This is a genomic window from Rhabdaerophilum sp. SD176, from assembly GCF_030143245.1.
Lineage (GTDB): Bacteria > Pseudomonadota > Alphaproteobacteria > Rhizobiales > Beijerinckiaceae > Rhabdaerophilum.
Genome location: NZ_JARJNS010000002.1, coordinates 427543 through 446853, shown reverse-complemented (window position 1 = coordinate 446853; position 19311 = coordinate 427543). Strand labels below are relative to the sequence as shown.

The following is a 19311-nucleotide window of genomic DNA, read 5'->3' as shown; positions in this document are numbered from 1 at the left end:
CGCATGGACCGGAGAGAATGCGCTATTTCGAAGATTTCGAGGTCGGAACCTCGGAAGCCTATGGCTCGATCACGATCCGCGAAGACGAGATGCTCGCTTTCGCCGCGGAATTCGACCCCCAGCCCATGCATCTGGATGCGGCTTCCGAACAGGCCCGGCGCATGGGCGGTGTGATCGCCTCCGGCTGGTATACCTGCTCGGCCAATATGCGCCTGATGGCCGATCACTTCATCCTGAATTCGGCCGGCATGGGCTCGCCCGGTGTCTCGAACCTCAGATGGGCCCGGCCCGTCCGCGCCGGCGACACGCTGACCGGACGCATGCATATCCTTGATCGCAAGCCTTCCTCCAGCAAGCCGGATCGCGGCTTCGTGCAATACCGGTTCGACCTGCATAACCAGGAGGACGAGCTGGTTCTCGAGCAGACCAACCTGATCATGATGGGCCGCCGTGAGCCGGGCCTGGTCGAAGCCGCACCGACTGCCATTGCCCGCCCTCCCGCCGAAACTTTCCTGCCTGAAGCGAATGTCACACGGTTCGGTCCGGTCGAGGAAATCCGGCCAGGCATGATCATCCGCTTCGGCACCTACGACTTCACGCCGGATGTCATGCTTCGCTTTGCCCGACGCTATGATCCGCAGGAATTCCACCTGTCGGAGGAAGCCGGCCGCAACAGCCATTTCGGCGGTCTCTCCGCCTCCGGCTGGCACACCGCCTCGGCCTGGATGGGTACGGTGATCCGCTTCTGGCAGGATCGTGAGAGAGAGGCGGCCTTGCCGAAGCGTGGCCCTGGCTTCGGTTTTACCGACCTGCACTGGATTCGCCCTGTCCTCGCTGGCGACAGGCTGACCTATTTTGCAAGGATCCTCGAAGCGCGGCCCTCGCAGTCAAAGCCGGGCTGGGGCATCGTCACCCAGCGCAATTACGCCATCAACCAGAACGGGATTCCCGTCTTCGCCTTTACCGGCGCCGTATTCTGGGGAACCCGCGAATGACGCCCGCGCCGCGCCTGCTGCAGACATCCGGCCATCGGATCCTCGTCGTCATGGCCGCCACCGTCGAATACGGCCCGGCCCTGCAACAACGCATCACGCCGGTCATCACCGGACTCGGCCCCGTCGAGGCGGCGATCGGCACGACTCGCGCCCTGCAGGATTGCCTTGATCATCAGGGCCTGCCCGATCTGGTACTCTCGCTCGGGTCGGCCGGCTCCCGGCGGCTTGAACAGGGGGCGATCTATCAGGTGAGCGCGGTTTCCTACCGCGACATGGATGCCTCGCCGCTCGGCTTCGAGAAGGGTCGCACGCCGTTTCTTGACCTGCCGGCCGAACTGGCCCTGCCATTGCGCTTGCGGGAGGTGCCGGCCGCACGGCTTTCCACCGGCGCCAACATCGTCTCCGGCCCGGCCTATGACGCGATCGATGCAGAGATGGTCGATATGGAAACCTATGCCGTCCTGCGCGCCTGCCAGCATTTCGGCGTGCCGATGATCGGCCTGCGCGGCATTTCGGATGGCGCCGAGGAGTTGCGGCATTACAACGACTGGACAGCCCTTCTCGGCCATCTCGACAGGGAAATGGCGGCCATCATCGACCGGCTGGAAACCCTGCTGCTCGCCGCCTGAATCCGTTCAATGCCCGTCAAAGGCGACAAGCGTGCGCACCGGCACGCCGAGCGCCTCGATCTTCGCCCGCCCGCCCAGTTCCGGCAGGTCGATCACGAAGCAGGCGGCTTCGACCTCCGCCCCGATCTTCTGGAGCAGCTGCACCGCCGCGGTGGCTGTGCCGCCGGTGGCGATCAGGTCATCGACGAGAATAACCTTCTCGCCGGGCGCGACCGCATCGAGATGGATCTCCATCTCGTCCGTTCCGTATTCCAGCGCATAGGAAATCGAAACAGTGCGATGCGGCAGCTTGCCCTTCTTGCGGATCGGCACGAAGCCGCAGGACAGCTGATGCGCCACCGCGCCGCCGAGGATGAAGCCGCGGGCCTCGATCCCCGCAACCTTGTCCACCCGCGCACCGGCATAGGGCTGGACCAGCTCGTCCACGGCCCTGCGGAAGGCGCGCGGATTGCCGAGAAGGGTCGAAATATCCCGGAACTGGATGCCGGGTTTCGGATAATCCGGAATGGTGCGGATCGTATTGCGCAGGAAGTCCATCACTCGTCGTTCCGTCAGGGGATCGTCATCCCTTTGTCACGTCCTGCGGCGGCCTTGGCAAGCGGGAAACACGCATGAAAAAAGGGGCCGAAGCCCCTTTTCAATCCCTCCCGCGGGAAGGGCTCAGTGCGCACCCTCAAGCCGCGACCAGATCCGCTTCTTGGTGAGATAGAGCAGGCCAGCCAGCAGGATCAGCCAAAGCATGACCTTCGTGCCGGTCTGCTTGCGCTCTTCCATCTTCGGTTCGGCTGCCCACATCAGGAACGCCGTGACATCGCGGGCTACCTGCTCGCGCGTGACCGGCGTTCCATCGGTGTAGAAGCCCGGATCATGCGGCTTGCCGGCATCGTCGAACACGGCCACCAGCGGATTGCCCATGGCGATCTTGTTGCCGGGGAAGTACCGGTTCCAGTGCAGGCCCGCCTCCACCGTCACGCCCTGCGGCGGCTCCTCGTAGCCGAGCAGCAGCGCGGTGATGTAGTCCACGCCCTGCTCCTGGTACTGGGTGATGACGTCGAGAAGGTACAGCGGGAAGCCGCGCTCATAGGTGCGGGCCTTGGCGATCACAGAGAAATCCGGCGGGACAGCGCCGTTATTCGCCGCCTTGGCCGCTTCCGAATTCGGGAACGGCTTCGGGAAACGGTCAGACGGGCGCGCCGGCCGTTCGAACATCTCGCCGGATTCGTTCGGGCCGTCCATCACCTTGTACTCGGCCGCCAGCGTCTTGACCTGCCCGTCGGTGAAGCCCGGGCCGCCCGGCTGCGACAGGTTGCGGAACGAAAGCTTTTCAAGGCCATGGCACGAGGCGCAGACCTCGCGATAGACCTTGAAGCCGCGCTGGAGCTGCGCCCGGTCAAACATGCCGAACGGACCGGAGAAGGTCCAGTTCTGGCGCGGCGGCTTTTCCGCACCGCCGGCCGCGAGGGCCGGCTGGGCGAGAGCGGCAAGGCCCGAAAGGGCGAGGGCCGCGAGCAGGAAACGAGAAGACGTCGTCATGATAGGTTCCTTCCCGTCCTCAATGCTTGGGCGGCGCCGCATGCGCGCCGGCAATATGGCCGCTCCCCGCCGGTCCGAGCACCGAATCGGCGATCGAGGCCGGCAGCGCCTTGGGCTTCTCGATCAGGCCGAGCAGCGGCAGCGCCACGAGGAAATAGGCGAAGTAGATCGCGGTCAGGATCTGCGCGAAATCGACCATGTCAAGGCGGGTCTGTCCGCCGATCGCCAGCACAACCTTGTCGGTCGGCTGCGAGCCGGTATAGCCGAGCAGCACGGACACGATCACGAACGTCCAGAAGGCGAACTGGAACCACGGGCGATACTTGCCCGAGCGCACCTTCGACGTGTCGAGCCACGGCAGGAAGGCGAGGATCGCGATCGAGGCGAACATCGCCACAACGCCGCCGAGCTTGTCCGGGATGGCGCGCAGGATGCCGTAGAACGGCAGGAAGTACCATTCCGGAACGATATGTGCCGGCGTCTTCAGCGGATCGGCCGGGATGTAGTTATCCGCATGGCCGAGGAAATTGGGCTGGTAGAACACGAACCACGCGAAGAAGATCATGAAGCAGACCATGGCGAACAGGTCCTTCACGGTCGCATACGGGGTAAACGGCACCGTATCTTTCTTGTAGTTCTTCACCTCGACGCCCGACGGGTTGTTCTGGCCGACATGATGCAGCGCCCAGACATGGAGGATGACCACGCCGAAGATCATGAACGGCAGCAGGTAATGCAGCGAGAAGAAGCGGTTCAGCGTCGGGTTGTCGACGGAGTAGCCGCCCCAGAGCCAGACCACGATGGCCTCGCCGACCACCGGAATGGCCGAGAACAGGTTGGTGATGACGGTCGCACCCCAGAAGCTCATCTGGCCCCAGGGCAGCACGTAGCCGAGGAAGGCCGTGGCCATCATCAGCAGGAAGATGACGACACCGAGGATCCAGAGCACCTCGCGCGGGGCCTTGTACGAGCCGTAGAACATGCCGCGGAAGATGTGGATATAGACGGCGATGAAGAACATCGACGCGCCGTTGGCATGCATGTAGCGCATCAGCCAGCCGTAATTCACGTCGCGCATGATGTGCTCGACCGACTGGAACGCATAATCGACATGCGGCGTGTAATGCATGACCAGCACGATGCCGGTGACGATCTGCGACACCAGCATGAACATGAGGATGCCGCCGAAGGTCCAGAAATAGTTCAGGTTCCGCGGCACCGGATAGGATACGGCGGAATCGTGCATCAGCCGGACGATCGGCAGGCGGGCATCGAGCCAACGCTCGAACCCGGTCTTGGGCACATAGGTGGAATGATGCTCAGCCATTCGGGTCTCTCACTCTGGATTCGCTCAGCCGATGCGGATTTTCGACGCGGACAGGAAAGTGAATTCGGGGATATCAAGGTTACGCGGCGCAGGACCTTTGCGGATACGCCCGGCATTGTCGTAATGTGAGCCGTGGCACGGGCAGTACCAGCCATTGAAATCGCCCGAGAAGCCGATCGGCACGCAGCCGAGATGGGTGCAGTTGCCATAGACAACGACCCATTGTTCCAGCGCCTTGCCTTCGAAGGCACGGACGCGGGCGGCATCGGCCTGCGGATCCGGCAGACCGGACGCATCATCCTTCTTGGAGGCCTCGATCTCGGCCGCCGTACGGTGGCGGACGAAGATCGGCTTGCCGCGCCATTTCAGCGTGATCGCGCGACCTTCGGCGATCGGTGCCAGGTCAACTTCGACCGGTGCGCCCGCCGCAATGGTCGAGGCATCCGGCGACATCTGCGAAATCAGCGGCCAGGCCACGCCGCCCACGGCGACGGCACCGGCAGCGCCGGTGGCCAGAAACAGAAAATCACGGCGGTTCGGTTCGCTCATCGATTGATCAGCCACAATCCTAATCCTTCTTTCACCCTGGCGCACCGCGACCATGGAGATGCCCGGCGACGAGGTGCCCGGCGACAGCCTCAGGAACATTCCGGTGCAGATAGCATTCGGCTATCCGGATTGGAGAGGCGAATTGCCTCAGCCGTCCCACCCGGTCCCGGGCAGCGCCCGGCCGGATCGCATATTGGAACGATCCTGAATTGCAAGGCTCATGGCACCGTCTATATCGCTTGTCCATCCCTTTCCGCGTTCCCTGGCCCCTGAACAATGGTCGACCCCCGCGAAACCGCATTTCCGCCATCGCCCCTGAGGCTTGCCCTCTATGAACCGGACATCCCGCAGAATGCCGGGACGCTGTTCCGGCTCGGTGCCTGCCTCGGCGTACCGGTCGATCTGATCGAACCGGCAGGATTCGACGCCTCGGATCGCAACCTGCGCCGGGCCGGCCTGGACTATCTCGACCGGCTCGACCTGACGCGGCACCTCTCCTACGGCCATTTCCGCCAGACGATCCGGGCGCGCGGGCACCGCCTCGTCCTCGCCACCACGCGCGGCGCCGTGGCCCATCATCGCTTCGCTTTCCGCCCGGGCGACATCATCCTGCTCGGTCGGGAAAGCGCCGGCGTTCCGGATCCGGTGCAGGAGGATGCTGATGCCCGCATCGTCATTCCGATGCAGCCCGGCCTGCGTTCGCTCAATGTCGCGGTTTCCGGCGCCATTCTGGTTGCGGAAGCGTTGCGCCAGCTTGACGGTTTCGCGTCGAACGATGCACAACCGGACGGGAAACTGTAAAGTTGAGAGGACACGAGGACTGCATGACCCTTGCCGACCAGCCTGAACTCGTCGCCCGCCGTGCCCGCGCCTCGGAATGGTTCCTCTCCCTCCAGCAGCGCATCATGGCAGCCTTCGAGGCGGTCGAGATCGAGGCGGAAGGCCCTTTCTTTCCCGAGGCGACCACGCCCGGAAAAGCCACCTTCAAGCCATGGAGCCGCAACAACCACGATGGTTCGCCCGGCGGCGGCGGCACGATGGGGATGATCCGGGGCCGGGTCTTCGAGAAGGCCGGCGTGCATGTCAGCCATGTCCACGGCACGTTTGCACCGGAATTCGCCAAGGAAATTCCCGGCGCCGATGCGGACCCGAATTTCGCGGCGACAGGCATCTCGTTGATCGCCCATCCCTGGAACCCGCATGCACCGACCGTGCATATGAACACCCGCTTCGTCGTGACCTCGAAGGCCTGGTTCGGCGGCGGCGCCGACCTGACGCCGGTTCTGGTGCGCCGGCGCGAACAGGCGGATCCGGATTCGCAGGCCTTCCATGCGGCAATGAAGGTGCCTTGCGATGCCCATGGCCGGGATTACCCGCGTTACAAGGCATGGTGCGACGAATATTTCCACCTGAAGCACCGGAACGAGCCACGCGGCATCGGCGGTATTTTCTACGATTATGTCGCCACAGGAGACTGGGAGGCGGATTTCGCCTTCACCCGGGCAGTCGGCGAGGCCTTCCTCGACGCCTATATCCCGATCCTCCGCGCCAATATCACGCAGCCCTGGACGGAAGCCGATCGGGAAGAGCAGCAGGTCCGCCGCGGCCGATATGTCGAGTTCAACCTGCTCTATGACCGCGGGACAATCTTTGGCCTGCGCACCGGCGGCAACGTCGAATCGATTCTCTCCTCGATGCCGCCCTCGGTCCGCTGGCCCTGATTTCAGCTTCCGGCACCGGATTCCGCGAGAAAGCGAGAGAAAAGCGCGCGCTGTTCGGCCTCCGATCCCGGCGCGCCGGCCTCGATCCAGCGGGCGCGGAAGGCCGCCAGCCGGGCGCCGACCACGGGCCCCGGCGTGAAGCCGGCCGCGAGGAAATCGCGCCCCGAGACATACAGCCGCGGATGCTTCTCCGCCGCCTCCGCCAGCGCGAGAACCCGCTCCGGCTCGGGCGAGACCGAGGCGGCCAGCGCGATCGCCTCGCCGGCAGCGAGCGGGAAGTCCTCCGCCAGCCAGCTGGCAAGATGGGCAGCACCGCGGGTGATCAGGTCTTCCGCCCCGGCGCATTGCTCGAGCCAGCGCATTTCCTCGTTCGACAGCTTCAGCGCCTCCTGCAAGGCCGGGTCGACCCGCCCCTTGCGGGACAGCAGGGCCGCCAGCCGGGCCAGGACCGGCCAGGCGAGGTCAGGCCGCCGGGCCTGCAAGCCGGCCCGCGCAGCGAACCGGTCGAGATCGGCCTCGATCCCGAGCAGGTCGGGCAGGAGCCCGGCCTCGCCCATCTGCCGGAGAACCGGCAGGACATGGGCCGCCATCAGCAGCTTGAATAGCTCCTGACGGATGCGCTCGCGCGAGAGGCCGGCAAACCCGGCCCGCATCCGGAGGATTGCGGCCATTCCGGCAGGATCAAGCCGCCCGCCGCCATAGCGGGCCGAAAAGCGGAAGAACCGCAGGCCACGCAGGTAATCCTCGCGCAGACGGGTCTCGGGATCGCCGATGAAGCGCACGATCCGGGCAGCGAGATCAGCCTCGCCGCCGAAATAGTCATGAAGTCGGCCATCGGTGCCCAGCGAAAGCGCGTTGATCGTGAAGTCGCGCCGCGCGGCATCCTCCCGGAAGTCGCGGCCGAACACGACCCGGGCATGACGGCCATCCGTCTCGACATCGCGGCGAAGGGTCGTGACCTCGAAGCTCCGCCCCTCGCGCAGAAGTGTGATCGTTCCGTGCTCGATGCCGGTCGGCACGGCCTTCCAGCCCATCGCCTTGCCCCGCTTGAGGATATCCGGCGGCTGGAGCGTGGTTGCAAGATCGACATCCTCGGTCGGCTCGCCGAGCAGCGTGTTCCGCACGATGCCGCCGACAAGGCGCGTCTCCTCGCCCGGCGGATTCAGCGCAACCATCAGGTTCGACAGGACAGGGTCCGCCAGCAGCCTTTCAAGGCGTTCGTTGGCGGAACCGCCCCTCACTCGACCCGTCCCGGCACGAGCTGACCGTCCTTGAACACGGCCGGCGAATAGGGACCCGTATGCGCCTCGTCCAGAAGGCCATAGACAACGAGCACCAGCGCCATCAGTGCTACGCCGGCCAGCGTCTGCCATTGCAGCGCCTTCCGCGTCAGGATCTTCTTGGCCGCCCGCGGATTGCGCTGCTGCCAGATCAGGAACCCCGCATAGCAGAGGAAGGGCAGGATGAAGAAGCCAGCCAGTTCGAAGACAATGCGCGCCATGAAACCTCGTTGATCAGTAACGTTCCGCCATGGACCGCAGGATCCCGGCCGTCACCCCCCAGATATAGGCATCGTGATGGTCGAGGATATAGAAGATGCGTTCACGACCCCGCCAGAAGATTGTCGATTGCCGGTAGCGGGCGAGATCCAGCGCCTGCGCCAGCGGAACTTCGAAGACTCTCGCCACCTCCGACGGATCCGGTCGCAGATCAAGATCGGGCTCGACCAATGCCACGAGCGGCTGGACGCGGAAACCCGTTCCGGAGAAGTAATTCGGCAGGAATCCCAACGGCTCCACGCGGTCGGGCGGGAGACCGATCTCCTCCTCCGCCTCGCGGAGCGCCGCGTCGATTGCTGTCTCGCCCGGCTCGATCCGCCCGCCCGGAAAGGCCACCTGCCCCGCATGCGTCGAGAGATGGCCCGAGCGCTCGGTCAGCAGCACAGTAAGCCCGGTCGGCCGCTTGATGACAGGGTAGAGCACCGCTGCCGGCTTCGCCTTTTCCAGTAGCCCCGGCTCCATCGGCAGGCCGGCAATCGCATGGTCACCGTAAGGCGTTGCGCCGGCATGGACATCGCGCGGCTCGGGCAGCAGCAACTCGCGCGCCCGGGCGACGAAGCGCGGCAATTCGACCGGTCGCGACATCGTGTCACGCATGGCCCGCCTCCGGCACGCCGAAGAACTGCCCCCCGGCCGCAAGCCCGATCCGGCCATCGGGCGTCTCGATCAGCCGCTCGGCCAGATCGATCGCGAGCGCGCGCGTCAGGCGGGCCCAGAGGCCGCCCCGGACCAGCACATAGGGCTTCAGCCCGCCGCCCGGCTCGACATCGAACCGGACGGGATGCGCGGCATCGACGGTCACGATTTCGTCGAGATTGGTCCGGAAGGCGAGGCCCGGCGCGCCCTCGGCCTCGATTTCCGCCATTTCCACGGCGAGGAAAGGGGCATCCTCAACCTCGATCCCCACCCGCTCGACCGGAGTGACCAGCACATGCCGGTCCTCGTCCTTGCGGAGAATGGTGGAGAACAGCTTCACCAGGGCCGGCCGCGTGATCGGCGTCCCCATGTAGAACCAGCGCCCGTCCCTGGCGATGCGCATGTCGATCTCGCCGCAATAGGCCGGATTCCAGCGTTCGACCGGCGGCAGCGCGCGGCCGCCATGCGCCATGGCGGCCTCGAGAAAGCGCGAGGGCAGCCCGGGCGGCAGGTCTGGAGGCAAGCTGGGGAGCGTGAGCCGGGACGTCATGGCCGTTGATGTAGGACGCAGCGCCGCAAACGCAAAGCCATTCCGCCTTGTCCCCGCCATGATTGCCTCCTCGACTGGCACCGGAATTGCGGATCAGCCTCACGGCAGCGGCGCGGCACACAAAGTTGTGTACCGCAAATTCGGGGGTCGTGACGTTTCGCGCATTGCCGCAAGGGCAGTGCCGTTCCAGATTGGTTTGATAGACGGCAAGGAGAATCGACCATGCGGGAAGCACCCACCTCGTCGGAACAGCCGGCAGATTTCGCGGCCTCCTTCGTGCGAATGGCCGAGGATGCCGCCGGCAACCTTGTCCGGGCGCGGGCAGAGATCGGCAAAGCGATCTTCGGGCAGGAACGTGTGATCGAGGAAGCGCTGGTCACGGTCCTGTCGGGTGGCCACGCCCTTCTGGTCGGTGTTCCCGGCCTCGCCAAGACCAAGCTTGTCGAAACCATGGGCAGGGTGCTCGGTCTCGATGCGCGGCGCGTCCAGTTTACGCCTGACCTGATGCCCTCCGACATTCTCGGCACCGAGATCCTCGAGGAGCCGACACCCGGCAAACGCGCCTTCCGCTTCGTGAAAGGGCCCGTCTTCGCCGAATTGCTGATGGCGGATGAAATCAACCGCGCCAGCCCGCGCACCCAGTCGGCCCTGCTGCAGGCGATGCAGGAAGGCTTTGTCACCATTGCCGGCCAGCGCCATGACCTGCCCAAGCCTTTCCATGTGCTGGCGACACAGAACCCGATCGAGCAGGAAGGCACCTATCCCTTGCCGGAAGCCCAGCTTGATCGCTTCCTGCTGGAAATCGACGTTGATTACCCGGATCGCGATGCCGAACGCCGGATGCTGATCGAAACCACAGGCTCGGAATCGAGCGAGATCCAGGCCGTCTTTTCGGCCGAGGGCATCCTTGCTGCGCAGCGCCTCGTCCGCCGCCTGCCGGTGGGCGACAGCATCGTCGAATCCATCCTCGATCTCGTCCGCTCGGCCCGCCCGCTGCCGGGAACGCCGCTCGCCGAGAAGCTGGTCTGGGGTCCCGGCCCGCGCGCCAGCCAGGCCCTCATGCTCGCCATCCGCGCCCGCGCCCTGATCGATGGCCGCCTTTCGCCCTCGCTCGACGATGTCGTGGCGCTTGCCGAGCCCGTCCTGAAACACAGGATGGCCCTCTCCTTCGCGGCACGGGCAGAAGGCGAGACCATCAGCAAGATCATCCGCTCCCTCACCGACCGCTTCGCCTGAGGGCGGCAAGGAAAGCCTGCATGAAGGTCGAGGAAGCCCATTCCGTTCCCCCCTTCGCCGGCAAGGTGCCCCTTTCGCTGGCGAGCGAGGCTGCCCAGCTCGCCGAAGTGCTGCCGCATCTCGTGGTGGAAGCCCGGAATGTGGCGGCCCAGCTCCAGCTCGGCATCCATGGACGGCGGAGGCCCGGCCCCGGTGAGGAATTCTGGGAATTCCGCCCCTTCGTGGCCGGCGAATCCACCAGCCGGATCGACTGGCGGCGTTCGGCCCGCGATGACCGGCTCTATGTCCGCGAACGGGAATGGGAAAGCGCCTCGGCGCATTGGCTCTGGATCGATTTCTCCGCCTCGATGCATTTCGGCTCGCGCCTTGCCGGCCGTGCGAAGCGCGACCGCGCCGTTCTGATTGGCCTTGCCCTCGCCGACCTGCTGGTCCATGCCGGCGAACGGGTTGGCCTGCCCGGCCGCACGCATCCGATGGCCTCGCGCAACATCGTGATGCGCCTTGCGGAAGCTCTGTTGCGGCAGGACCGGTCAGGGATCGACCCGCTGACCATGGAAGCCCTGCCGGAAAGCCTGCCGGTAAAGCGGCACGACCATGTGATCCTGATCGGCGATTTCATCATGCCGATGCCGCTTTTCGCCGAGCGGATCGCCCGGATCGCCCATCGCGGTGCCAAGGGAACCATCGTTCTCGTCCGCGATCCGGTCGAGGAGGAATTCCCCTTTGCCGGCGAGTTCGAGTTCGAGGCCCTTGAAACCGAAGAGACCTGGCGCGTCGGCGAGGCTCAGGACATCGCCCTCCGCTACCGGGAGCGGATCGCCTCGATCAACGAGGAAATGCGCCGCATCGCCCTCAAGCACGGCTTCGGCTTCGTGCGGCACCTGACGCACCGGCCTGCGGCGGAAACCCTGCTCGCGCTTGCGGCGATGATCGGCGGGCAGGTCCTGCCGGCTCATTCGTCTTTGGGGGCAACGCCATGATCGCCGGGCTGTCCTTCCTTGCTCCGCTGGCCCTGATCGCGCTGGTCGCATTGCCGGCCATCCTGTTCCTCCTCCGCATCACACCGCCGCCGCCGCGCCGCCTGCCTCTGCCGACCCTGCCGCTCGTGAAGGACATTCTCGGCAAGGAACGCGAACCCGCCCGCACGCCGTGGTGGCTGCTCGTCCTGCGCCTGCTCGCAGCCGCTGCAGTCATCCTGGCGGTGGCCGGCCCGCGCTGGCAGCCGAGCCAGGATCTGCAGCTCGCGCCGGGCCAGGGGCCGCTCATCGTCCTGGTTGACGATGGCTGGGCAGCTGCCGGCGACTGGCCCACCCGGATTTCGCGGGCGCAGGCCCTGATCGAACAGGCCGCCAGCCGCCCGGTCCAGGTGATCGGGACGAGCGAGGAGCGCCCGAGCCTCCAGCCGGAGACAGCCGCCACAGCACTCAGCCGCCTGCTTTCGCTGCGGCCGAAACCCTATTTCCCGCAACGCGAGGCGGCCTTCGACATTGCCCTTGCGGCCGGTGCCAGTGCCAGCATTGTCTGGATCAGCGATGGCATCCGGCAGGAAGACGAAGCCCCGCGCATCGACCGTTTCATCGCGGCGGCCGGAAACCGGCTCGACATCATCGCCATGCAGTCCTCGTCCGTTCTTGCCCTCGCCGGCCTGACGCAGAACGCCGAGGGCCTCGAGGCGGTGATCCGCCGTCCGGCCACCACGGGGCAGGCCCGGCAGGGGTTGATTCGCGCCTATGACGACAAGGGCCGCCTGCTCGGCGATACCACCTTCGCGCTGGCCGCCGAGGCGCGCGAAGCGACAGCCCGGCTGGCCCTGCCGATCGAGCTGGTCAATGACATCACCCGGCTCGAAATTGCCGACGAGAAACATGCCGGCGCCGTCCACCTGCTCGATTCCGCGCATCGGCGGCGCCGCGTCGCGCTGATCTCTGGCGAGACCACCGATACTGCGCAGCCGCTTGTCTCGGCGCGCTATTTCGTCAGCCGGGCATTGCAGCCCTTCGCCGATCTGCGCGAGCCGCCGCGTGGCGTGCCGGATCCGATCGCCCGCGCGCTCGAGGAACGGCCGGATGTGCTGGTCCTTGTCGATATCGGCACGCTGGCCGGCGAAACCGCGGCCTCGATCACCCGCTTCGTCGAGAATGGCGGCATGCTGATGCGCTTTGCAGGCCCGGGCCTCGCCGCCGCTTCCGACGATCTCCTGCCGGTCAAGCTTCGTCGCGGCGGCCGCATCCTCGGCGGCGCCCTGTCCTGGGACAAGCCACGCCGGCTCGGTGCCTATCCCGAGGCATCCCCCTTCTTCGGCCTTGCCGCCAGCCCCGATATTCAGGTCGAGCGGCAGGTGCTGGCCGAACCCGATGCCGAACTGAGCCGCGCCAGCTGGGCCGTCCTCGAGGATGGCACGCCGCTCGTCACCGGCATTGCGCGCGGAAAGGGACATATCGTGCTGTTCCATGTCACCGGCGATACGAGCTGGTCGAACCTGCCGCTATCCGGCGCCTTCGTCGACATGCTGCGCCGAACGCTGCTGATCGCCCGGAGTGCCGGGGCGGCGGATGCAGGGACCGCAACAACCGGGCGTGAGCGCCTCGCCGCGCGCAACAATCTGGATGGTTTCGGCCAGTTTGGCGGCCCCTCGCCGACAGCGCGGCCTGTCGATCCCCGCTATGCGCAGCCGGGCACGCCGGATCACCCGCCAGGCTTCTATGGCCCCGCCGAGGCCGGGCTCGCCGTCAACGCGCTGACCCTGGCAACCACCATCGAACCGATCCGCTTCGGCACGGCCCGGGTAACCCCGCTCTCGGAAGGCACGGTGCTCGATTTCCGGCCTTGGCTGATGCTGGTCGCCGTGGCGCTCTTCGTGGCGGACGCGCTTGCGGTAGCCCTCATCGGCGGCCTTGCGGGTGCCCTTCGCGGACGCGGGCGCCTCGCTGCACGCGCAGCGGCCATTCTGCTTGGTCTTGGCCTGCTTTCGCTGGCCACCCCGACACCAGGGCAGGCTCAAAGTCCCGCACAGACCCAAAGCCCGGCGCTAGTGCCGGGCCCCGACCTTCGCTCGATCCGTCAGGAAGATATCCGCTCCAGCCTCCGGCCGCGGCTTGCCTATGTGATCACCGGCGATTCCCGGGTCGACGAGGCCAGCCGTGCCGGCCTCGCCGGCCTGAGCAATATCCTCCAGCAGCGGACCTCGATCTCGCTCGACGAGCCGATCGGTCTTGATCCGGCGCGCGACGAACTGGTCTTTTATTCCATGATCTACTGGCCGATCCTCGCCGGCCAGACGGCCCCGCAGGAACGCGCCATCCGGGCCATCGACACCTTCATGAAGCAGGGCGGCACGGTCATTTTCGATACGCGCGATGCCTTCGTGCAGCGCCCGGGCGGCATGCCCACGGCCGAGACCCGCGCCCTGCGCGCCATGCTTGCCTCGCTCGATATCCCTGCTCTTGAACCGATCCCGCCGGATCATGTTCTCACCAAGACCTTCTACCTGCTGGACCGGTTCGTTGGCCGCTATGCCGCCGGCGATACCTGGGTCGAAACGCTTGCCGGCCCGCGGGATGCCAAGACGCCCGCCCGCGCCGGAGACCGCGTCTCGCCCATTATCATCACATCGAATGACCTTGCGGCCGCCTGGGCTGTCGATCGGCTCGGCAACCCGATGTTCCCGCTGGTGCCGGGTGAACCGCGCCAGCGCGAGATGGCTTTCCGTACCGGGGTCAACATCGTGATGTATGTGATGACAGGCAACTACAAGGCCGATCAGGTCCATGTCCCGGCCCTGCTCGAAAGGCTCGGCCAATGAGTGCGGATCGCTGGAGCCTTGCCTTCTCGCCCTTCCTGCCCTGGCCTTTCCTTGCTGCTCTGGCGCTGGTCGGGCTCGTGGCGGTTGCCCTTCTGGTCTGGCGCGGCAAGCGCGGCGCCTGGATCCGCCTCGCAGCGTTGGTTCTGGTGCTGGCTGGCCTCGCCGATCCGCGCATCATCAACGAGAAGCGGGACCGGCTGACCGATATCGTCGCCATCGCTGTGGATCGCTCCGGCTCGCAGACGATCGGCAATCGGCAGCAGGAAACAGAGGCCGCGCTCAAGGCGCTGACCGACAGGCTGAAGGACCGGCCGAATACCGAGACCCGGCTGATCGAGGTCTTTGACCGCGAGGGCAATGGCGACGGCACCCGCCTTTTCGATGCGATTGCCGGCGCCACGCGGGACATCCCGCAGGACCGGCTCGCCGGCGTGATCGCCATCACGGACGGCGTGGTGCATGACATCCCGGCTGACAGGGCACGCCTGCCCTTCACGGCGCCGCTCCATGCCCTGGTGACCGGGCGGTCCGGCGAGTTCGACCGGCGCATCGAGCTTGTCGAAGCGCCGCGCTTCGGCATTGTCGGGAAGGATGTGACGGTCAGTGTCCGGGTCGAGAACCAGGGCGCGCCGGCCGGCCCGGTCCGGATGACGATCCGCCAGAACGGGCAGGTTCTCGGCACGCGCAACGTCATTGCCGGCGTGCCCGCACGGCTGCCCCTGCGCATCGACCGGGCGGGCATGAACCTGTTCGAGATTTCGGTCGAGACCGCTCCGGGCGAGCTGACACCCCTCAACAACCTGCTTGCACTGCCCATTGACGGTGTGCGTGAGAAGCTTCGCGTTCTGCTCGTCTCGGGTGAACCCCATGCCGGCGAACGCACCTGGCGTAACCTGCTCAAGGCCGACCCCAATGTCGACCTCGTGCATTTCACCATTCTCCGCCCGCCGGAAAAGCAGGACGGAACGCCGACGAACGAATTGTCGCTGATCGCCTTCCCGACGCGGGAACTCTTCGTCACCAAGATCTCCGAATTCGACCTGATCATCTTCGACCGCTATTCGAACCAGACCTTCCTGCCGACGCTCTATTTCGAGAACATGGTGCGCTATGTCCGCGAAGGCGGCGCGATCCTTTTCGCCGTAGGGCCGGAAATCGTCGCGCGTGGCGGATTGCTGACGACGCCCCTGCGCGAGATCATGCCGGCGGAACCCACCGGCTCCATCGTCGAACGGGCCTATCGTGCCGAAGTGACGGATCTCGGCCGCAAGCACCCGGTGACGCGAAACCTCGAAGGCGCAACCGGGCCGCAGGGAACGCCGGTCTGGTCGCCCTGGTTCCGGCAGATCGCCGCGCGCAGTCGCGAGGGCCAGAGCCTGCTCAACGGCATCGACAACCTGCCGTTGCTTGAACTTCGCCGCGAGGGCAAGGGCCGCGTCGGGCTCTTCCTGTCCGACCATGTCTGGCTCTGGGCCCGCGGCTATGCCGGTGGTGGCCCCTATCTTGACCTGCTCCGCCGTACGTCGCATTGGCTGATGAAGGAACCGGAACTCGAGGAGGAAGCACTGCGCCTCTCCGTCGCGGCCGGCCGCATCCAGATCGAGCGGCGGACCATTGCCGGCCCGCCGGGTGACGCGCGGATCATCGAACCCTCGGGCGAGGCCCTGCCAGTCACGCTGAGCGAGGCCGAGCCCGGAATCTGGCGTGCAGAAATCGCCATCCGGCGTGCCGGGCTCTACCGGGCGGAAAATGGCGGCCTTGTTGCTTTCGTGAATGCGGGCCAGCCCAACCCCCGGGAATTCCGCCAGGTTGTCAGCACCACCTCTGACCTCGCCCCGATCGCCGAAGCCACCGGCGGTTCGGTGCGCCGCCTCTATCCGAACAGCACGCTTGTCCTGCCCCGCCTGGTCGATATCCGCTCGGGCACGCGCTTCAGCGGCAGCGACTATATCGGCCTGCGCCCGACCGAGGCCTCCATCCTGCGCGGAGTCAGTGTCCTGCCGCTGGGGCTCGGTTTCCTCGGGCTCGGCCTCCTGTTGATCCCGATCCTCGCAACATGGCTGGCGGAGGGGCTGCGCCGGCGCCGCCCGGCCGGCGGCTGATCAACGCGTCAGGTGCCGCCGCGCACCTCGCCCCGCATCATGGCGAGAGCATCCGGTTCGAGCTCCAGTGCCAGCAGGCGCATTGGATCGACCGGCCCGGGCAGGGTGATCTGCCCCGGTGGCACGCGCCGGTAGCCACTGCGCTTGTAATAGGCCTCGTCGCCCACAAGAAGGATCAGCGTCGATCCCAGCGCCCGGGCGGAATGCGCGCAGCGCTCCAGCAGGGCGCGGCCGATCCCCTTGCCCTCGAAAGGCGGATCCACCGTCAGCGGGCCCAGCATGAAGGCCGGCCGCGCACCGATCCGGATCGGCGTCAGTTGGACTGCCGCCACCAGCAGCGATCCGACATACGCAACGAAGGCAAGCCCTTCCGTCTGCCCGGCCTGTTCGCGGATGCGGAACGCTGTCCGCGCATAGCGCCCCGGCCCGAAGGCGCGCGCATGCAGCCGTTCGACCGCCTCGTCATCCTTCGGCTTCTGGTGGGTGATGATGAATTCCAGGCCCTGCATGGGCCGCGTGATCACCGGACTTGCTGCCGCCGTCAAGCGCTTTCACCAGAAAGGCGAGGCTGGCTTGCCTTCGAGCCACTCGGCCAGGCGGGCACGCGTGCCCGCCGTGGTTCCCTCAGGCAGGGCATCCAGCGGGAAGAACTCAGCCTCGGCAATCTCGCGGTCAGGCGGGCGCGGGCCGGTTTGCCGCACCTGGCGGATCCCGTAGACCGCCACATGGTCGCGCCGCGAGACATGGCGGTTCCAGTAGAGCCCGACCAGTTCCGGCGGGCTCTCGGCGACAAGATTACCCTCCTCGCGGAGTTCCATCGCCAGCGCGTCCAGCAGGCTCTGGCCCCATTCCACGCCACCTCCCGGCAAATGCCAGCCGGCCACATAGGTATGCCGCACGAGAAAGACCCGGCCCTCCCCGTCCAGCGCGATGGCCCGGACGCCGAGCGTCATCCCGCGGGACAGATAGAACCAGAGATGGAGGACCCGGCGGAGAACGCGCTTCCAGAACGGAATTGGCTGCCCCTTCGGCTTCTGGAGGCTTGACGGGGAAGGGGTTACACGCGACAGGGACGTAACGCGCCCCTTGGCGTCGCGACCGGTTTCGAGGCCTGCTTGACCTTTACCCTCGCCCATCTCTCCGATCCCCATATCGGGCCGCTTCCCCGCATCCCTTTCCGGGAGCTGCTGAACAAGCGGCTGACCGGCGCGCTCAACTGGCACAGCGCCCGTGCGACGATCCATAACATGGATGTGCTGGCCGCCATCATGGCGGATATCCTCGAGCAGTCACCAGACCACATCGCTCTGACCGGCGACCTCGTCAATATCGGCCATGAAGACGAATTCCCGCAGGCCTTGGCCACAACGGAAATCCTCGGCGGCCCGGACCGCGTGAGCATCGTTCCCGGAAACCACGATGCCTATATCCGCGTATCATTGCCGGCCATGGCAGCCGTGTTCAGCCCTTTCATGTCGGGAGACACGGCTGAAAGCCACGCTTTCCCCTATCTCCGCCAGCGGGGTTCCATCGCCCTGATCGGGGTGAATTCAGGCATTCCCACCCTTCCCTTCATGGCGACCGGGAAGGTCGGCCGGGCCCAGCGCCAGGCCCTCGCGGCGATGCTCGACGAAACGCGCAAGGCTGGCCTTTTCCGCGTGCTGATGATCCATCACCCGCCGGTCAGGAACGCTTCCCGCTTCGGCCGAAGCCTGAAGGACAACAAGGAATTCACACGGCTTCTGGCCGAACATGGCGCGGAACTCGTGCTTCACGGCCATAACCACCGGCATTCGCTCAACGTGATCGAGTCCGTTTCGGGGCCGGTCCCCGTGGTCGGTGTCGGCTCGGCTTCGGCAGTGCCCGGCACGCCGCTGCACAAGGCCGAATATCACCTGATCCGGATCGACCCGAAAACACGCAGCTTCGAGTTGCGCCGGCGCGGCTTTGCCGGACGGAAAAGCCAGATCGACGATCTCGGCGGCTTCTGCTTCCCCGTTATCCCCGGCTCGGGAACAAAACCTTAACCGGAATGCGCGCAGACTGTCCCCGATTTTGGATACTGGGGATCGACCACGTGACGGCCGCGCAACCGATAGACCTCATGAGCGAGCAGCAGCCCCCGGCTGGTGCCGACGTTTTGGCCGCGCCGGCCATGGTCCGCCGGGTGGCGGACGCGATGGACCGCGCTGCTATTCCCTACACACTCCAGATGCTCCCCCGCGCAATGACCGCACCCGAGGAGCTGGCGGAAGCCTGCGGCTGCGAGGTCAATTTCATCGTCCAGGCGTTGCTGATGCGCGGCAAGGCGACAAAAAAGAACTTCCTGATCCTTCACTCCGCCGCCACCCGCGTGAATGACCGCATCCTCGGTCCGATGGTGGGCGAGAATCTCCAACGGGCGGACGCCGATTTCACGTTGCGGTTCACCGGCTTCCCGATGGGCTGTGTTCCGCCGATCGGCCACCAGAACCGCGTTCCGATGTTGATGGATATCAGCCTGACGCGCTTTGCCCGGGTCTGGTGCCCGTCCGGTGCGCCGAATGCACTGTTCTCGGTGCCGACCTTGGTCCTCGCGCGGGCCGTCTCGGCCCGGATCGTCCAGTTCAACTGATCCATCCGGCTGCGGCATCCGGTCAAGGCATCCCTCTCGCCTTCGCGGGCGCTTGCGT

General features: G+C 66.1%; 20 protein-coding genes. 10 read left to right on the top strand and 10 right to left on the bottom strand.

All coding sequences use genetic code 11. The features are described from left to right. Positions 1 to 17: 17 nt before the first annotated feature. On the top strand, positions 18 to 995 hold the full coding sequence (locus P0652_RS05900) for a MaoC family dehydratase (RefSeq protein WP_284177841.1): 978 nt from the start codon (positions 18 to 20) through the stop codon (positions 993 to 995). Further along, complete coding sequence (locus P0652_RS05895; protein ID WP_284177840.1) at positions 992 to 1624, top strand: 5'-methylthioadenosine/S-adenosylhomocysteine nucleosidase; 633 nt, start codon at positions 992 to 994, stop codon at positions 1622 to 1624. The genes P0652_RS05900 and P0652_RS05895 overlap by 4 nt, the downstream gene beginning before the upstream one ends. Positions 1625 to 1630: 6 nt before the next feature. On the opposite strand, the gene P0652_RS05890 is transcribed toward P0652_RS05895, so the two are convergent. From P0652_RS05890 to petA, 4 genes are all read right to left on the bottom strand, one after another. Then, positions 1631 to 2161, bottom strand: a complete 531-nt coding sequence (locus P0652_RS05890; protein WP_284177839.1) for an adenine phosphoribosyltransferase — start codon at positions 2159 to 2161, stop codon at positions 1631 to 1633. Positions 2162 to 2284: 123 nt separating this feature from the next. Next, positions 2285 to 3157 carry a cytochrome c1 gene (locus tag P0652_RS05885; protein WP_284177838.1) on the bottom strand — a complete coding sequence of 291 codons (873 nt, stop codon included), beginning with the start codon at positions 3155 to 3157 and terminating at the stop codon, positions 2285 to 2287. A gap of 19 nt (positions 3158 to 3176) precedes the next feature. Next, positions 3177 to 4484, bottom strand: a complete 1308-nt coding sequence (locus P0652_RS05880) for a cytochrome b (protein ID WP_284177837.1) — start codon at positions 4482 to 4484, stop codon at positions 3177 to 3179. Between the two features lie 24 nt (positions 4485 to 4508). Beyond that, on the bottom strand, positions 4509 to 5033 hold the full coding sequence (gene petA / locus P0652_RS05875) for a ubiquinol-cytochrome c reductase iron-sulfur subunit (RefSeq protein ID WP_284177836.1): 525 nt from the start codon (positions 5031 to 5033) through the stop codon (positions 4509 to 4511). Between the two features lie 276 nt (positions 5034 to 5309). Here petA and P0652_RS05870 point away from each other — a divergent pair, with 276 nt between their 5' ends. Together P0652_RS05870 and hemF are read left to right on the top strand one after the other, a co-directional pair. Beyond that, the gene (locus P0652_RS05870) at positions 5310 to 5834 is read left to right on the top strand and encodes a tRNA (cytidine(34)-2'-O)-methyltransferase (RefSeq protein WP_284177835.1); all 525 of its coding nucleotides are present in this window, start codon (positions 5310 to 5312) and stop codon (positions 5832 to 5834) included. Between the two features lie 23 nt (positions 5835 to 5857). Then, entirely contained in the window at positions 5858 to 6754 is an 897-nt protein-coding gene (hemF, locus tag P0652_RS05865; protein ID WP_284177834.1) for an oxygen-dependent coproporphyrinogen oxidase, read from the top strand. 2 nt (positions 6755 to 6756) lie between these two features. Here the strand turns inward: hemF and P0652_RS05860 are convergent, their stop codons facing one another. Genes P0652_RS05860 through P0652_RS05845 form a run of 4 tightly spaced genes read right to left on the bottom strand, consistent with a single transcriptional unit; the run spans position 6757 to position 9499 of the window. Continuing rightward, complete coding sequence (locus P0652_RS05860; RefSeq protein ID WP_284177833.1) at positions 6757 to 7995, bottom strand: CCA tRNA nucleotidyltransferase; 1239 nt, start codon at positions 7993 to 7995, stop codon at positions 6757 to 6759. Then, the gene (locus P0652_RS05855) at positions 7992 to 8255 is read right to left on the bottom strand and encodes a DUF6111 family protein (protein ID WP_284177832.1); all 264 of its coding nucleotides are present in this window, start codon (positions 8253 to 8255) and stop codon (positions 7992 to 7994) included. Before P0652_RS05855 ends, P0652_RS05860 begins: the two co-directional genes overlap by 4 nt. A gap of 13 nt (positions 8256 to 8268) precedes the next feature. Then, entirely contained in the window at positions 8269 to 8910 is a 642-nt protein-coding gene (locus P0652_RS05850) for a CoA pyrophosphatase (protein ID WP_284177831.1), read from the bottom strand. Further along, positions 8903 to 9499: a DUF1285 domain-containing protein gene (locus P0652_RS05845; protein ID WP_502947476.1), complete on the bottom strand. Its 597-nt coding sequence runs from the start codon at positions 9497 to 9499 to the stop codon at positions 8903 to 8905. The genes P0652_RS05850 and P0652_RS05845 overlap by 8 nt, the downstream gene beginning before the upstream one ends. A gap of 222 nt (positions 9500 to 9721) precedes the next feature. On the opposite strand from P0652_RS05845, the gene P0652_RS05840 reads away from it, so the two are divergent. From P0652_RS05840 to P0652_RS05825, 4 genes are read left to right on the top strand one after another with little or no spacing between them, the layout of a single operon-like run. After that, entirely contained in the window at positions 9722 to 10735 is a 1014-nt protein-coding gene (locus tag P0652_RS05840) for an AAA family ATPase (RefSeq protein WP_284177830.1), read from the top strand. Positions 10736 to 10755: 20 nt separating this feature from the next. After that, positions 10756 to 11715 carry a DUF58 domain-containing protein gene (locus P0652_RS05835; RefSeq protein ID WP_284177829.1) on the top strand — a complete coding sequence of 320 codons (960 nt, stop codon included), beginning with the start codon at positions 10756 to 10758 and terminating at the stop codon, positions 11713 to 11715. After that, a complete protein-coding gene (locus tag P0652_RS05830) occupies positions 11712 to 14537 on the top strand; it encodes a DUF4159 domain-containing protein (RefSeq protein ID WP_284177828.1) in 2826 nt (941 codons plus the stop codon). Before P0652_RS05835 ends, P0652_RS05830 begins: the two co-directional genes overlap by 4 nt. Next, positions 14534 to 16639: a hypothetical protein gene (locus P0652_RS05825; protein ID WP_284177827.1), complete on the top strand. Its 2106-nt coding sequence runs from the start codon at positions 14534 to 14536 to the stop codon at positions 16637 to 16639. Before P0652_RS05830 ends, P0652_RS05825 begins: the two co-directional genes overlap by 4 nt. Before the next feature lie 8 nt (positions 16640 to 16647). Here P0652_RS05825 and P0652_RS05820 read toward each other — a convergent pair whose 3' ends face one another. Then, positions 16648 to 17148, bottom strand: a complete 501-nt coding sequence (locus P0652_RS05820) for a GNAT family N-acetyltransferase (RefSeq protein ID WP_284177826.1) — start codon at positions 17146 to 17148, stop codon at positions 16648 to 16650. Positions 17149 to 17190: 42 nt separating this feature from the next. Further along, positions 17191 to 17775: an NUDIX domain-containing protein gene (locus tag P0652_RS05815; protein ID WP_284177825.1), complete on the bottom strand. Its 585-nt coding sequence runs from the start codon at positions 17773 to 17775 to the stop codon at positions 17191 to 17193. Between P0652_RS05815 and P0652_RS05810 the strand changes: the two genes are divergently transcribed. After that, on the top strand, positions 17755 to 18666 hold the full coding sequence (locus P0652_RS05810; RefSeq protein WP_284177824.1) for a metallophosphoesterase family protein: 912 nt from the start codon (positions 17755 to 17757) through the stop codon (positions 18664 to 18666). The genes P0652_RS05815 and P0652_RS05810 overlap by 21 nt on opposite strands. Before the next feature lie 77 nt (positions 18667 to 18743). Continuing rightward, complete coding sequence (locus tag P0652_RS05805) at positions 18744 to 19253, top strand: YbaK/EbsC family protein (protein WP_284177823.1); 510 nt, start codon at positions 18744 to 18746, stop codon at positions 19251 to 19253. Positions 19254 to 19311 lie beyond the last annotated feature (58 nt).

What these genes read in the sequence shown, in the direction of transcription:
- P0652_RS05870 (WP_284177835.1), top strand. Translation starts at nt 5,310, where the DNA reads ATGGTCGACCCCCGCGAAACCGCATTTCCGCCATCGCCCCTGAGGCTT.
- P0652_RS05855 (WP_284177832.1), bottom strand. Translation starts at nt 8,255, where the DNA reads ATGGCGCGCATTGTCTTCGAACTGGCTGGCTTCTTCATCCTGCCCTTC.
- P0652_RS05830 (WP_284177828.1), top strand. Translation starts at nt 11,712, where the DNA reads ATGATCGCCGGGCTGTCCTTCCTTGCTCCGCTGGCCCTGATCGCGCTG.
- P0652_RS05805 (WP_284177823.1), top strand. Translation starts at nt 18,744, where the DNA reads ATGAGCGAGCAGCAGCCCCCGGCTGGTGCCGACGTTTTGGCCGCGCCG.
- P0652_RS05885 (WP_284177838.1), bottom strand. Translation starts at nt 3,157, where the DNA reads ATGACGACGTCTTCTCGTTTCCTGCTCGCGGCCCTCGCCCTTTCGGGC.
- P0652_RS05820 (WP_284177826.1), bottom strand. Translation starts at nt 17,148, where the DNA reads ATGCAGGGCCTGGAATTCATCATCACCCACCAGAAGCCGAAGGATGAC.
- P0652_RS05840 (WP_284177830.1), top strand. Translation starts at nt 9,722, where the DNA reads ATGCGGGAAGCACCCACCTCGTCGGAACAGCCGGCAGATTTCGCGGCC.
- petA (WP_284177836.1), bottom strand. Translation starts at nt 5,033, where the DNA reads ATGAGCGAACCGAACCGCCGTGATTTTCTGTTTCTGGCCACCGGCGCT.
- hemF (WP_284177834.1), top strand. Translation starts at nt 5,858, where the DNA reads ATGACCCTTGCCGACCAGCCTGAACTCGTCGCCCGCCGTGCCCGCGCC.
- P0652_RS05825 (WP_284177827.1), top strand. Translation starts at nt 14,534, where the DNA reads ATGAGTGCGGATCGCTGGAGCCTTGCCTTCTCGCCCTTCCTGCCCTGG.
- P0652_RS05900 (WP_284177841.1), top strand. Translation starts at nt 18, where the DNA reads ATGCGCTATTTCGAAGATTTCGAGGTCGGAACCTCGGAAGCCTATGGC.
- P0652_RS05850 (WP_284177831.1), bottom strand. Translation starts at nt 8,910, where the DNA reads ATGCGTGACACGATGTCGCGACCGGTCGAATTGCCGCGCTTCGTCGCC.
- P0652_RS05815 (WP_284177825.1), bottom strand. Translation starts at nt 17,775, where the DNA reads ATGGGCGAGGGTAAAGGTCAAGCAGGCCTCGAAACCGGTCGCGACGCC.
- P0652_RS05835 (WP_284177829.1), top strand. Translation starts at nt 10,756, where the DNA reads ATGAAGGTCGAGGAAGCCCATTCCGTTCCCCCCTTCGCCGGCAAGGTG.
- P0652_RS05845 (WP_502947476.1), bottom strand. Translation starts at nt 9,499, where the DNA reads ATGACGTCCCGGCTCACGCTCCCCAGCTTGCCTCCAGACCTGCCGCCC.
- P0652_RS05895 (WP_284177840.1), top strand. Translation starts at nt 992, where the DNA reads ATGACGCCCGCGCCGCGCCTGCTGCAGACATCCGGCCATCGGATCCTC.
- P0652_RS05890 (WP_284177839.1), bottom strand. Translation starts at nt 2,161, where the DNA reads ATGGACTTCCTGCGCAATACGATCCGCACCATTCCGGATTATCCGAAA.
- P0652_RS05880 (WP_284177837.1), bottom strand. Translation starts at nt 4,484, where the DNA reads ATGGCTGAGCATCATTCCACCTATGTGCCCAAGACCGGGTTCGAGCGT.